The sequence below is a fragment of the Actinomycetospora soli genome, from assembly GCF_021026295.1.
GTDB classification, from domain to species: Bacteria; Actinomycetota; Actinomycetes; order Mycobacteriales; family Pseudonocardiaceae; genus Actinomycetospora; species Actinomycetospora soli.
The window spans coordinates 23,690-37,461 of sequence record NZ_JAJNDA010000003.1 but is presented as its reverse complement, the minus strand read 5'-3'; the positions used below and the strand labels follow the sequence as shown (position 1 = coordinate 37,461).

The window sequence follows — 13,772 nt, the reverse complement described above, 5'->3', positions numbered from 1 at the left end:
TTGCGTTCGAGCGCACTCGAAGGCATAGCGTCGAGCGCATGCCAGGGTCGATTCTCGGAACCGCCGTCCGCCGCGTCGAGGACCCGGAGCTGATCCGCGGTCGCGCCACCTACGTCGACAACATCGTCCCGCCGGGCGCGCTGCACGTCGTCTTCGTGCGGTCGCCGCTGGCGCACGCGCGGCTGGAGGGCGTGAGCGTCGACAAGGCCCGTGAGGCGCCCGGCGTCGTCGCCGTGGTGACCGCCGAGGACCTCGTCGACCTGCCCGACCACCGCCAGTTCATGGTCCTCAACGACGCCTGCGCCCGGCCGCTGCTCGCCCGCGGGAAGGTGCGGTTCGTCGGCGACATGGTGGCGGCGGTCGTCGCGACGACGACGGCCGAGGCGGTCGACGCCGCCGAGCTCGTCGAGGTCGACTACGACCCGCTCGAGCCCGTCGTCGACCCCGAGGCGGCGCTCGCCGCCGGCGCCCCGCTGCAGTTCGAGGAGCTCGGCTCCAACCTCGCCGCCGGCATGCGCGACGCCGACGGCCCCGACGACCCGGACCCGCTCGCCGACGCCGAGGTCGTGGTCCGGGCGCGCATCGTCAACCAGCGCCTCGCGGTCGCGCCGATGGAGGGCAACTCGGTCACGGCCGAGCCCGGCGACGACACGTACGACATCACGGTCCACGTCTCCACCCAGATGCCGCACGGCCTGCGCGACCAGGTCGCCACGCAGTGGGGCTGGGACCCGCAGCGGGTGCGCGTCGTCGCCCCGCACGTCGGCGGCGGCTTCGGCGGCAAGGCCGGCATGGCCCCCGAACACGCCGTGGTCATCGAGCTCGCCCGCCGGCTCGGCCGGCCGGTGACCTGGACCGAGACCCGCAGCGAGAACCTCACCGCGATGCCGCACGGCCGCGGCCAGGTGCAGTACGCCGAGCTCGGGCTGCGCCGCGACGGGACGATCGTCGGCCTCCGCGCGCGGGTCGTCGGCGACGCCGGGGCCTACGCCGGGTTCGGCGGCGCCCTCGCGCTCGGCCCGACCCGCAACATGGCCCAGGGCGTCTACCGCATCCCGGCGATCTCGTACGGCGCCGCGGCCGCGCTCACCACGACGACGCCGATGGGCGCCTTCCGCGGCGCCGGTCGCCCCGAGGCCGCGGCGATGCTGGAGCGGCTCGTCGACATGGGTGCCGCCGAGCTGGGGATGGACCCCGCCGAGCTGCGCCGCCGCAACTTCCTCGCCCCCGACCAGTTCCCCTACACGACCGTCACCGGCTCGCTCTACGACTCCGGCGACTACGCCAAGCCCCTCGACGAGGCGCTGCGCCTCGCCGGGTACGACGAGCTCCGGGCCGAGCAGGCCCGTCGTCGGGACCGCGGCGACCGGGTGGTGCTGGGCGTCGGCCTCGCGGTGTACGTCGAGGTGACGGCGGGTGGCGCCGCGCAGGAGTACGGGAAGGTCACGGTCGACGACGACGGCGGGGCCACGGTCGCCGTCGGCACCTCCGGGCACGGGCAGGGACACGCGACGTCGTTCGCGATGATCGTCTCCGACCGGCTCGGCATCCCGATGGAGCGCATCCGCTTCGTCCAGTCCGACACCGCCACCGTCCCGCACGGCGGCGGCACCGGCGGGTCGCGGTCGCTGCAGCTGGCCGGCTCCAGCGTCCTCGTCGCCGCCGACACGGTCCTCTCGCGGGCTCGCGAGGTGGTCGCCTCGGTGTTCGAGGCGGCGCCGGAGGACATCGCCGTTCTCGACGACGGGTCGGTCGGCGTGGCGGGCGTCCCCGGGCGGTCGCTGTCGTGGGCCGAGGTCGCCACGGCCGCCCACGAGCAGGGGGTGTCGCTGGCCGAGGCGCGCGACGAGTCGCAGCCCGGCGCGACCTACCCGTTCGGCGCGCACGTCAGCGTCGTCGAGGTGGACCTGGACACGGGGCGGGTCACGCCGATCCGGCACATCGCGGTCGACGACTGCGGGCGCGTGCTCAACCCGACCCTCGTCGCGGGCCAGCAGCACGGCGGGCTGGTGCAGGGCATCTCGCAGGCGCTGTGGGAGGGCTTCTCCTACGACGCCGACGGCAACCCCACGACCGGCTCGTTCGCCGCCTACCTGCTGCCGACCGCCGCGGAGCTGCCGATGTTCGAGGCCGCGTCGACCGAGACGCCCACCCCGTACAACCCGCTCGGGGCGAAGGGGATCGGCGAGGCGGCGACGATCGGGTCGACGCCGGCGGTGCAGAACGCCGTCGTGGACGCGCTCGCCCACCTCGGGGTGCGCCACGTCGACATGCCGCTCACCCCGGACCGGGTGTGGCACACCGTCCGCGACGCCGAGGCAGGCACCCTCGCCGAGCCGTGGTCGGAGCCGCCGGCCGTGTTCGCCACCCTGCCGGTGCGCGGCGGGGCCTCGGGCGACCCGGAGGCGGCGTCGGTCGACGTGTAGGTGCGCTGCGCGCAGGTGAGCACCAACGGTCGCTATAGCGACCGTTAGTGCTCACATGCGACCAGCACCTTCAGCTCGCTGAACAGCTCGGCCCGGCTCTCCGAGCCGAGGCGACGGCGGATGCGCGCGACATGGTGCTCGACCGTCTTCGTCGAGAGGAACAGGCGCCCGGCGATCTCGCGGTAGGTGAGGCCCTCCAGTACGAGTTCGGCGATGTCGCGCTCCCGGTCGGTCAACGTCGCCTCCCGCCGGGCGCGGGTGACCGCGGCGGCCCGGGAGGACCCGGCGTCGGGAAGGGGCTCGGGCGCCGTGGGGACGCGGCCGGCCTGGAGGGCGCGGGCGCAGGCGAGGAGGGTGGCCGAGTCGGTGCGGTCGGTGGTGCGGATGGCGGCCTCGCCGGCGAGGCGCGCGCCGTCCCAGGCGAGGCCGACCGCACGTAGGGCGGTCGCCGTCGCGACGACCGCCTCGGCGTCGATCTCGCCCGCCAGCACCGCGAGCCACACGCGGGCGGCGCGGGCGGGGGCGACCGCGCGGTCGTTGGTCTGCGCGGCGTCCTCGAGGGCGGCCGCGTGGTCGCCGGCGGCGGCGCGGTCGTCGGCGGTGATGGCCGCGTGCAGCCGCGCCCAGTGCCAGGAGGTCGACCACGAGGGCGGGTCGCCCAGCGACGCGAGGAGGGCGGTGGCCTCGGCGAGGTGCGGGTCGACCCACCGGCTCTCGCCGAGCCGGGCCGCGGCGATCGCGAGTTCGCCGACGGGCAGCAGGCAGTACAGGTCGACGGGGTGGCGCAGGAGGGCCTGCCGGGCGCGCGACCACAGGTCGAGCAGGCGGCGGGTGTCGCCGGCCCGGCGGGCGAGGGCGACCTCGCAGGCCACGGTGACGAGCGCGTCGCGCGGCTCCGGGGTGCCCGGCAGGTCGTCGGCGGCGGCCAGGGCGGCGCGGGCGGCGGCCTCGTCGTCGCGCAGCATCGCCGACCACGCCCGCAGGAGCAGGTGCCGACGGCGCAGGGCGGGGCCGCCGAGGTCCGCGTCGACGGCGAGGTCGAGCAGCGGGTCCGCGAGCTCCGGCTCCCCGCGGTGCAGCGCGAGCAGCGCGCCGAGGGCGGCGGGGGAGTCGGCGGCCGGGGTCCGCTCACCGGTCGCCGCGAGGGAGGTCGTCGCGCGGACCAGCAAGGACAGGGAGGTACCCGCCGTCGTGTCGCGGCCGTCGACCGAGGCGAGCAGCCCCTCGGCGGTGAGCGTGTCGGCGCCGTCGCGCAGCCCGGGCAGTGCGTCGGCCGCGGGGGCGAGCGCGCCGCGCGCCTCGTCGAGCGCGCCGGTGCCGAGCAGGCTGACCACGGCGTCCGGAGTGGCCGCGTCCTGCCGCGCGAGCCATCGGTGCACCTCCGCGGCCCGGGCGAGCAGCCCGCGCTGGGGGAGGACCGCGGCGAGCACCCGGGCACCGAGCAGGCGGTCGGCGCCGTCACCGGTGCGCAACGCGACGTCGGCGAGTCGCAGGGCGGTGTCGGAGTCGCCAGCGAGCGCGGCCCGGGTGGCTGCGGCGCCGTCGGTGGGCTCGGGAGTCACGAGGGCGTCCCGGTCGTCGGCGCGACACTGCTCGGCGCCGAGGCGACGGGCGTGTCCGCGGCCGACGGGGTGGCCGCGGGGGCCTGCGCCGCGGGGCTCGCGACGTCGGGGGAGGGCGCCGACGCGGCGGGCTCCTGTGGGGCGGGCTGCGCCGGCCGGGCGGGCTGCACCGCGGCCGGGGACGGGGCGGGCCCCACGGCCTGCGGCGCGGCGACCGGGGCCGAGCCGCCCGCGGGTCGCACGTTCTGCGCGGTCGGGGTGCGGGAGGAGCGGGTCGTCGTGGCCGGTCGGCGGGTGGTGGTCCCGGCGTCGGAGGACTGCTCCTGCTCCGTCGTCCCGTCGGCGGGTGGTGCAGCCTCGGGGGAGGACGCCGGCCCGGTCGGCGGGAGCGGGACGAGCGGCGCGGCGGCCGCCGGGGTCGGTCCGGGCGGCGGCGTGGTCGGGGCCGGCGTGGTGGTCGTGGTCGACGAGGTCCGGGCGGTCGTCAGTCCGGGGATCGGCACGAGCACGGCCGCGGCGGCCAGCACGAGGAGGACCAGGAGCACGAGCAGCGCCGTCCGGTAGCGCTGGAACACCCCCTGGGGGGCGTGCTCGCCGACCGGCGCGGCGGCGGTCGCGACCGGCGGGCGCGGCACGTCGTCGTTCGGGGTCCGGGGCCGCTCCATGAGCGCCGTCGAGCCCGACCGTGCGGGACGTGCCTCCTCGGTCGTGGCGGGCAGGGCGGAGGGGGGACCCCAGTCGCCGTCGCCGGAGGCGGGTGCCGAGGTCGCGACCGGGGTGCGCGACCGGGCGGCGGACGCCCCGAGCGCGGCGCCCGCGGCGATGGCGGCGCCGACGGCGGCGTGCCGCTCGACCGGCGCGGGTCGGTCGGACGCCCCGGTCGGGACCGGTCGCCGCTCCGCCTCGACCCGGCGCCGCTCCCGCACACCCGCCGCGGTGGCGGCGAACGGCGCGGACGCCGGCCCGGTCGCCGGGAAGGCACCCGAGGCGGGACCGGTCGTCGGGAAGGCACCCGAGGCGGGACCGGTCGTCGGGAAGGCACCCGAGGCGGGGCCGGTCGTCGGGAAGGAACCGGAGGCGGGGCCGGTGAGGGCCTCGTGCCGACGGGCCGCGGCGTGTCCGGCCGCGGCGAGGGCCGCACCCTCGGCGACGACCGTGATGGGGTCGAGCTCGGGGTGCACCGGGCGGCCGAGCTCCTCGGCGAGCAGGCGCGCGACGAGCGGGATGCGGGACGAGCCGCCGACGAGGACGACCTGGTCGGGCGTCACGCCGGCGGCCTCGAGGGTCCCGGCGAAGGCGTCGACGGTGGCCGCGACCAGCGGCGTGATGCGGGCCTCGAGGTCGGCGCGGGTGATGCGGACGGTCGTGTCCAGGGGGCCGACCGTCACCCGCAGCGGCGCCTCGGTGTCGGCCGACAGCCGCTCCTTGGCCACCCGCGCGGACCGCTGGAGGGTGGCGAGCGCGTGGCGGGAGGCGTTGTCGTCGAGGGCGGCGAGCGCCGCGTCGAACGGTTCGCCGAGCTCCTCGCGGACGTGCGCGAGGACGGCCGCGTCGACGTCGGTGCCCCCGGCGCGGACCGGGGCGCCGGAGTCGGCGAGCACCTCGGTCGTCGTCGTGCCGGGCGCGGCGGCACCGCCCTCCGTGCCGGAGGCGACCACGCCGCGCGCGCCGCGTCGGATGACGGCGGCGCGGAAGCGGCGGCCGCCGAGGTCGTACACCGCGGCGACCCGGCCGGCACGCAGCCCGCCGTAGGTGGACGCGGCGAGCACGGCCGCCCGCGACTCGGCCACGAGCGTGGCGTGTCCCAGCCCGACCCGGACCAGCGCCCGGCGCAGCGTGCGCTCGCGGTGCGAGCCCCAGCCGGCGGGGTGCGTGACGGCGAGCGCCCGCGCGGCACCGCCCTCGAGGGCGGCGACCCGCCGCACGGCGGCCAGCACGATCTCCGCGGCCACGTCGTCCGCGCGCCACGGCTCGTCGCCGACGATCAGGGGGACGTCGTCGCCGAGGCGCGCCGTGACGTCGCGGACGGCGCGGTCGGGCTCGAGGGCGGCGCGCCGCTCGGCGTCCGCCCCGGTCCGCACGACCCCGTCGCTGCCGCGGTGGGCGGTGGCGGGCATGCTCGGGGACCCGTCGGTCCCGAGTCCGACGGCGTCCGCGCGGGCCTCGCCGTCACGCAGGACCGCCGCGACGACCGTCGTCCCGCCCAGGTCGACCCCCAGGTCGTAACCCACCGTATTCCCCCATCACTCGGTCGACCGCACACCGGCGCTCCCCCGTCAAGCGCAACATACTGCGCCAATCGGAGGAAGAAGAGTCACAGTTGAGGGTCGCCACCCGAGTGGGCGTCGAGAGTCGGGTGAACGGTGGGGCTGGTGGGGTGAACGGGACCCGGGGGTCGCGATCCCCGGGGGGTGGTCGGATCCCCCTCCTCCCCGGATCGGGTTCGCGGGGGGAACACCGATGTCGAGGCGGCTCGGGATTTCTAACGTTGCTCCCAACGCCGGATCAGACAGGTCCGGAAGGAGCACATGGAGACGACGATGCCGGCGACCGAGGCCAAGACCCTGCTGCAGTTCCTGCTCGACCTGCTGCGCGACCCGCAGACCCAGGCGGAGTTCGACGCCAACCCCCAGGCCACCCTCGCGGCGGCCGGCCTGGACGGGATGTGCTTCGCCGACGTGCGGGACGCCCTGCCGCTCGTCATGGACCACGCGCCGGCCGCCGTCGCCGCCCGCTACGACGACGACGTCCGCGCCGCCTCCGCCTCGGCCGTCGCGGTCGTCGGCGAGGAGCACCACCACCACGGTGGCGGCGAGCACCACTGGATCCCCGGCCCCGTCCTCCCGCCGCACTCGCCGGAGATCGAGAAGGTCATCCAGCAGCTCCAGTACGTGACGAACAACTACGCGTACGACTCGCACGACACGAACTTCGAGACCAACCTCGAGCAGAACATCCGCGCCAACGGCGACGTGACCACCACGCTCGACATCAGCCCGACGATCGCCTCCGGCGACGGCGCGGTGGCCGCGGGCGAGGACATCACCGCCCCGGTCGCGACCGGCGACGGCTCGCAGGCCGGCGAGGGCAACATGATGAACGGCGACGGCACCGCGGCCTTCGGTGAGGGCGACGCCGCGAGCGTCGGCGGCTCGATCGCCGCGAACAACGGCTCGGCCGTCTCGCTGAACGACACCGCGGCCGGCGAGAACACCGACGAATCGGCCACCAATTTCGGTTCCGGTGCCGCCTCCTCGCAGGGCGACGCCACGCCGGACAACTCGGAGACCGAGACGATCACGGTCACCGACGAGTCGGACAACTCCGTCACCGACAGCGGCAACGAGACCAGCACGGAGACCACCACGGAGACCGACAACTCGATCTCCGACTCTGTGTTCTCCGACGGCGGCCCCGTCACCGCCGACGACCTCGCCGACGCCGTGGACGACGGCGTCGACGACTGACGGATCGGGCGCCCCGTCCGGGGCGCCCGCGCCGAGCACGACGTCCCGGGGGCTGCCCCCCGCACCTCGCCCCCGGGACGGGTCGTGGCGACCGCGCCCGCCGCGACCCGACCCGAACAGCCGGGACCCCTCCACGTCAGGGGTCCCGGCTGTTCTCGTGTCCGGCCCCGACGAGCCGTCCCGCTGTCCACCGTCCGGGCGTCCGCGTCGCCCCGGTGTGGCCGGGCGCGCGCGTTAGGGTCGTCCGAACGGCCCAACGGACTGGTCCGAGGAGGGCCACGTCCGGGAGCGGAGACCGACGCGGGGGGACGACGTGGAGGGGCAGGACGCGGGGGAACCGGGACCGGAGACGGGCCCGGACCGGGACGAGGCGCGGGCGGTGACGGCACTCGCCGTCCGGGCCGCCACGGCCTACGGCCGCCCCGACCTCGCGGCCGACCTCGCCGCCGCGGCCGACCGTCTCGCGGACCCCGGGGCGCGGGTCCTCGTCGTCGGGGACTTCAAGCAGGGCAAGAGCGCGCTGGTCTCGGCGCTCGCGGGCACCTCGGTCTGCCCGGTGCACGACGACGTCACCACCCGGCTCCCCACCGTCGTGCGCCACGGCCCGGCGCCGTCCGCGGTGCTGGTGGCGGGTGACGGTCCGGACGGCCCCGACGGGCGTGACGGTCCGGACGGTCCGGACGAGGCCCCGGTCCGACGGCGGGTCTCCGCCGCCGAGCTGACCGCCGCCGTCTCCGGGCGCGACACCGCCGGCCCGGCCTGGTCGCACGCCGAGGTCGAGCTGCCGGACGGGCTCGTCGGCGACGGGCTCGTCCTGGTCGACACCCCCGGCGAGGGCGGGCCCCGCTCCGCCCGCGGGCTCGCCGTCCGGGCGGGCTTCCCGGCCGCGCACGCGGTCGTCGTCGTGACCGACGCGTCGAGGGAGCTCACGGCCCCGGAGCTGGCCCTGCTGCGCGCGGCCGACCGGCAGTGCGCCGTCGTCGTCCTCGCGCTCACCAAGGTCGACCTGCACCCGCGCTGGCGGGAGGTCCGGGACCTCGACCTGCGCCACCTGCGGGCGCACGACCTGCGGCGGGTGCCGGTGGTCCCGGTGTCGGCGACGCTCGCGGCCCACGCCCGCCGGGTCGGCGACGACGAGCTGCTCGCCGAGTCCGGCGTGCCGGCGCTGGCCGACCTGCTGCGCGGCGAGGTCGCGGACCCGGCGGGAGCGCGACACACCGTCGCGGTGCTCGACCAGGTCGCCGAGGCCGTCACCGAGTTCGGCGCGGCCCTCGAGGCGGAGCGGATCGGGCTCTCCGACCCGGAGGCCGCGGCCGAGATGACCCGGGAGCTGTCCGCCGCCCGCGACCGCGCCGCCGAGCTCAAGGAGCGCAGCGCCCGCTGGCAGCAGACGCTCGCCGACGGGGTCGCGGACCTGGTCTCCGACATCGACTGGGACCTGCGCGACCGCATCCGGCACGTGGTGCGCGCCGGGGAGGAGGCGCTCGACGCGGCCGACCCGGCGTCGACGTGGGACACCTTCGCGCCGTGGTTCACCGAGGAGATCTCGGAAGGGGTCACGACGACGTTCATCTGGGCCGGGGAGCGCACCTGGCGGCTCGCCGAGCGGGTGGCCGACCACTTCGCGATCTCCGGCGGCTCGGTGCGCTCGCAGCTGCCCGGGGCGGAGCCCGCCGCGGTCGTGGCGCCGACCCCGCCCGAGTCGCCGCTGGAGCAGACGATGCCCGGCGGGATGGTCGTGCGGGCGGAACTGCCCGACGTCCCGGGGATCGAGGTCCCCGACCTGGAGCGGATCGGCTGGGCCAACGGCTTCGTCGTCGGGATGCGGGGGTCGTACGGCGGGGTGCTGATGGTCGGGATGGTGACGACGCTGTCGGGTCTCGCGCTGATCAACCCGTTCTCCGTCGGGGCCGGGGTCCTGCTCGGGTCGAAGACGATCCGGGACGAGCGGAAACGGGCGCTGCAGCGGCGCCGGGCCGAGGCCAAGCAGGCGGTGCGCCGCCACGGGGACGAGGTCCTGCACCTGGCGAGCAAGCGGTCGCGCGACCTGCTGCGCGACGTCCAGCGCACCCTGCGCGACCACTTCACCGCGCAGGCCGAGTCCCTCGCCCGGTCGGTGGCGGAGGCCGTGACCGCCGCCGCGGCCGCGCAGGAGGTCGAGAGCGGACGTCGGGACCGGCGGCTGCGCGACGTCACGGCCGAGCTGGCGCGCGTGGAGCTGCTCGCCGGGCGCGTGGCGACGTGTCGGGCCGGGTTCGCGGTCGCCCTCCCGCGCGAGGGGAACCCTCGCGCCACGAGAGCGCTCGAATCCTCCCCTCACGACCGGCAGCTCACGTCCGGAGGTGTCCGGTGAGCCGCCTGCTCGACGAGACGCGCGGCGTCCTCGACCACGCCGTCACGGTCTTCGCCGGCGACCCGCACGCGGTCGGCGCCCTCACCGCGCAGCGCGCCCGGCTCGGCGGCCCGCTGCGGGTCGCGCTCGCCGGGTCGATCAAGACGGGCAAGTCGACGCTGTTGAACGCCCTGGTCGGCGAGCAGATCGCGCCGACCGGGGTGGGGGAGTGCACCCGCGTCACGACCCACTACGCCGACGGACCCAGCCCCCGCATCGGGGTGACCTACCGGGGCGCGCGCCGCGACGACGACCCGGTCGAGCTGCCCGCTCTGCACCGCCGCGGCTCGCTCGTGATCGAGACCGAGCGGCTCGACCTCGCCCGGGTCGCCGCCCTGCACGTGGACTGGCCGACCCAGCACCTGCGCGACGTCACGCTCATCGACACGCCCGGCGTCGACTCCCCCGCGACCCGCAGCGTCTGGGGCGAGTTCTCCGAGGACGTCGTGGACTGCGTCGTCCACCTCGTCCGCCACCTGCACGAACCCGACGTCGCGTTCCTGGAGTCCTACGGCGACCGTGTGGCCGAGAACGTCGGCGCCGCGGGCACGCTGGTGGTGCTCTCCCGCGCCGACGAGGTCGGTGGCGGGCGCATCGACGCGGTGATGGCCGCCCAGCAGGTCGCCCGCCGCTACCGGACCGACCCGGCGCTGCGCCCGTGGTGTGCCACGACGACGACGGTCGCGGGCCTCGTCGCGGAGACCGCCCGCACCCTGCGCGGGGTGGAGTTCACGGCGCTGCGCGCGCTCGCCCGCCTCGACCGCGCCGAGCTCGACGCGCAACTGCTCACCGCCGACCGGTTCGTGCAGGCCTCCGGTGTCCTGCCGTCGGGGACCCGGCTCGCGCTGCTGGACCGCTTCGGGCTGTTCGGCGTCCGGCTCGCCACCTCCCTGCTGCGCCGCGGGGTCGACGACTCGGCCGCCCTCGCCACCGAGCTCGGGCGCCGCAGCGGTCTCGACGAGCTGCGCGACATCCTCGCGGCCCGGTTCCTCGCCCGGCGCGACGTCTTCCAGGCCCGCTCGGCCCTGCTCGCCGTCGAGCGCTTCCTCGCCCGGGCCCGCAGCGGCGTCCCGACGACCGGTGTGGTCGACCCGCGGCCCTCCCCGGTCCCGCGGGCGGGGGTGCCGCGGCCCGTCGCGCCGGCGGCTCTGGCCGCGCTCGCCGAGCACGTGGAGCGGGTGCGCTCGGGCGCCCACGAGATCGTCGAGCTCGACGTGCTGACCCGCCTGCGGCGCCGGCCGCTCGACGTGCCCGGCCGCGCCGGCACCGCGCTCACCGAGGAGGCCGAGCGGCTGCTGGGCGACCAGGGCCCGGCGCCGACCGCCCGCCTCGGGGTCGCCGACGACACCGGGGCCGGCGACCTGCGGGCCGTGGCCCTCGCCGCACTGGGCCGGTGGCGCGGGCACGCCGAGAACCCGTTCGCCGACCCGGACACCGCGGAGACCGCGCAGGTGGTGGTGCGCTCGCTCGAGGGGGTGCTCTCCTAACTGCCGCGCCCGGTGGCGGTGGGCTGAACCGCTGCCGCCGGCACCGGTCCCGCGACCGACCCGGAAGCCTGAGCCGACCACGCTCACGGCCGTCCGACCTCGCACCCATGTCTCGCCTACCATGGAGTGTCGGGTTCTCGGACGCGTGAGGAGGTCGACGGGATGAACGCCGAGGAGCGCCGGGTCGCGGTCCTGCGTGCCATCGTCGCGGACTTCGTCGCCACCAACGAACCCGTCGGCAGCAAGGGCATCGTCGATCGCCACAACCTGGGCGTCTCCAGCGCGACGGTCCGCAACGACATGGCCGCGCTCGAGGACGAGGGCTACATCATCCAGCCGCACACCAGCGCCGGCCGGATCCCCACGGACAAGGGCTACCGCCTGTTCGTCGACCGGCTCGCGCAGGTCAAGCCCCTGTCGGCGGCCGAGCGGAAGGCCATCGCGACGTTCCTCGACGGCGCCGTCGACCTCGACGACGTGCTGCGTCGCAGCGTGCGTCTGCTCGCCCAGCTCACGCGGCAGGTCGCGGTGGTGCAGTACCCGACGCTGACGCGCTCGACGGTGCGCCACCTCGAGGTCGTGAGCCTCACCCCCGCCCGCCTGATGCTCGTGCTGATCACCGACACGGGCCGGGTGGACCAGCGGGTGGTCGACCTCGGCGACGTCCTGTCCGACGAGGACGTCGCGCGGCTGCGGACGATGTTGAACCAGGCCCTCGTCGGGAAGCCCCTGGCGACGGCCGCCGCCGCGGTCGCGACCCTGCCCGAGGAGGCCGCCGACCTGCGGACGGTGGTCACCACGGTGAGCGCCGTGCTCGTCGAGGCGCTCGTGGAGCACCCCGAGGAGCGGCTCGTGCTCGGTGGCACCGCGAACCTCGCCCGGCAGGGCGCCGACGCGGCGTCGCTGCGGGGCGTGCTCGAGGCGCTCGAGGAGCAGGTCGTGGTGCTGCGGCTGCTCGCCGCGTCGAGCGACCCGGCGCAGGTCACGGTACGCATCGGTGAGGAGAACGAGGCCGAGGACCTGTTCGCGACCTCCACCGTCTCCATCGGCTACGGCCCCGTGTCGGCGCCGGCGCTCGGTGGGATGGGCGTGGTCGGTCCGACCCGGATGGACTACCCCAGCACGATCGCGGCGGTCCGGGCCGTCGCGCGCTACGTCGGCGAGATCGTCGGCGGACGCTGACCGGAACGCTCCCCAGTACTCAACGGATCAAGGACGACATCGGACTGTGGCCACGGACTACTACGACATCCTCGGCGTCAGCCGGGAGGCCGACGACGCGGAGATCCGCCGGGCGTACCGGAAGCTCGCCAGAGAGCTCCACCCCGACGTCAACCCCGACGCCGCGGAGCGCTTCCAGCAGGTCAAGAGCGCCTACGAGGTGCTCTCCGACCCGGAGAAGCGCCGCATCGTCGACCTCGGCGGCGACCCGAACGCCACCGCGGGCGGTGGTTTCGGCGGCGCCGGCGGGTTCGGCGGGGCCGGCTTCGGCGGGCTCGGCGACATCATGGACGCGTTCTTCGGGGCGGCCGGCGGTGGTGGCGGGCGCGGTCCGCGCGGGCGCGTGCAGCCCGGCGAGGACGCCCTGATCCGCATCGACCTCACCCTCGAGGAGTGCGCCGCCGGGGTGGCACGCGAGCTCACCGTCGACACGGCGGTGCTCTGCGAGCGCTGCCAGGGCGGCGGCGCGGAGGCCGGGTCCCACCCGGTGCCCTGCGACACCTGCGGCGGCCGCGGCGAGATCCAGAACGTGCAGCGCTCCTTCATCGGGCAGGTCGTCACGGCCCGCCCGTGCCCGGTGTGCCGCGGGCTCGGCGAGATCATCCCGAACCCGTGCCAGCAGTGCGCCGGCGACGGGCGCGTCCGCGCGCGGCGCACGGTCACCGTCCAGGTGCCCCCGGGCGTCGGCGACGGCATGCGGATCCGGATGGCCGGGCAGGGCGAGGTCGGCCCCGGCGGTGGTCCGGCCGGCAACCTGTACGTCGAGGTCACCGAGGCCCCGCACGAGTACTTCGAGCGCGACGGTGTCGACCTGCACTGCCACGTCGGCCTCCCGATGACGGCCGCGGCGCTCGGCACGACGCTGCGCCAGCGCACGCTCGAGGGCGACGAGGAGCTGCACATCGACCCGGGCACGCAGCCGGGCACCGTGCACACGCTGCGCGGCAAGGGGATGCCGCGGTTGCGCTCGTCCGGGCGCACCGACGGCCGCGGCGACCTGCTCGTGCACCTCGACGTGGCCGTGCCGGAGAAGCTCGACGCCCGCCAGACCGAGCTGCTCCGCGAACTCGCGGCGCTGCGCGGCGAGGAGCAGCCGGAGTACGCGGGCCAGGCCCGCAACGGGCTGTTCGGGCGCCGGAAGGCCGGGCGCACGCGGTGACGTCCACCCCGTCGTGGCAGGAAAGCGTCGATGCTGACGCCGGACGACAGCAACGACG

Annotated in this window: 8 protein-coding genes; 6 read left to right on the top strand and 2 right to left on the bottom strand. The window is 76.5% G+C overall.

The window, feature by feature from the left end; genetic code table 11:
* The first annotated feature begins 38 nt into the window (after nt 1-38).
* A complete protein-coding gene (locus LN037_RS05100; RefSeq protein WP_230750468.1) occupies nt 39-2,426 on the top strand; it encodes a xanthine dehydrogenase family protein molybdopterin-binding subunit in 2,388 nt (795 codons plus the stop codon).
* Between the two features lie 44 nt (nt 2,427-2,470).
* Here LN037_RS05100 and LN037_RS33375 read toward each other — a convergent pair whose 3' ends face one another.
* Together LN037_RS33375 and LN037_RS05090 are read right to left on the bottom strand one after the other, a co-directional pair.
* Nucleotides 2,471-3,988, bottom strand: a complete 1,518-nt coding sequence (locus tag LN037_RS33375; RefSeq protein WP_230750466.1) for a helix-turn-helix domain-containing protein — start codon at nt 3,986-3,988, stop codon at nt 2,471-2,473.
* Nucleotides 3,985-6,219 (bottom strand): Hsp70 family protein, encoded by a 2,235-nt coding sequence (locus LN037_RS05090; RefSeq protein ID WP_230750464.1) that lies wholly within the window; start codon nt 6,217-6,219, stop codon nt 3,985-3,987. Before LN037_RS05090 ends, LN037_RS33375 begins: the two co-directional genes overlap by 4 nt.
* A gap of 297 nt (nt 6,220-6,516) precedes the next feature.
* Here LN037_RS05090 and LN037_RS05085 point away from each other — a divergent pair, with 297 nt between their 5' ends.
* From LN037_RS05085 to dnaJ, 5 genes are all read left to right on the top strand, one after another.
* Nucleotides 6,517-7,455, top strand: a complete 939-nt coding sequence (locus LN037_RS05085) for an IniB N-terminal domain-containing protein (RefSeq protein WP_230750462.1) — start codon at nt 6,517-6,519, stop codon at nt 7,453-7,455.
* 313 nt (nt 7,456-7,768) lie between these two features.
* On the top strand, nt 7,769-9,808 hold the full coding sequence (locus tag LN037_RS05080; RefSeq protein WP_230750460.1) for a dynamin family protein: 2,040 nt from the start codon (nt 7,769-7,771) through the stop codon (nt 9,806-9,808).
* Nucleotides 9,805-11,334 (top strand): dynamin family protein, encoded by a 1,530-nt coding sequence (locus LN037_RS05075; RefSeq protein WP_230750457.1) that lies wholly within the window; start codon nt 9,805-9,807, stop codon nt 11,332-11,334. Before LN037_RS05080 ends, LN037_RS05075 begins: the two co-directional genes overlap by 4 nt.
* Nucleotides 11,335-11,496: 162 nt before the next feature.
* Nucleotides 11,497-12,516: a heat-inducible transcriptional repressor HrcA gene (gene hrcA / locus LN037_RS05070; RefSeq protein ID WP_230750456.1), complete on the top strand. Its 1,020-nt coding sequence runs from the start codon at nt 11,497-11,499 to the stop codon at nt 12,514-12,516.
* Between the two features lie 46 nt (nt 12,517-12,562).
* Nucleotides 12,563-13,714 (top strand): molecular chaperone DnaJ, encoded by a 1,152-nt coding sequence (gene dnaJ / locus LN037_RS05065; RefSeq protein ID WP_230750454.1) that lies wholly within the window; start codon nt 12,563-12,565, stop codon nt 13,712-13,714.
* The last annotated feature ends 58 nt before the right edge of the window (nt 13,715-13,772 follow it).

What these genes read in the sequence shown, in the direction of transcription:
- LN037_RS05085 (WP_230750462.1), top strand. Translation starts at nt 6,517, where the DNA reads ATGGAGACGACGATGCCGGCGACCGAGGCCAAGACCCTGCTGCAGTTC.
- LN037_RS05100 (WP_230750468.1), top strand. Translation starts at nt 39, where the DNA reads ATGCCAGGGTCGATTCTCGGAACCGCCGTCCGCCGCGTCGAGGACCCG.
- hrcA (WP_230750456.1), top strand. Translation starts at nt 11,497, where the DNA reads ATGAACGCCGAGGAGCGCCGGGTCGCGGTCCTGCGTGCCATCGTCGCG.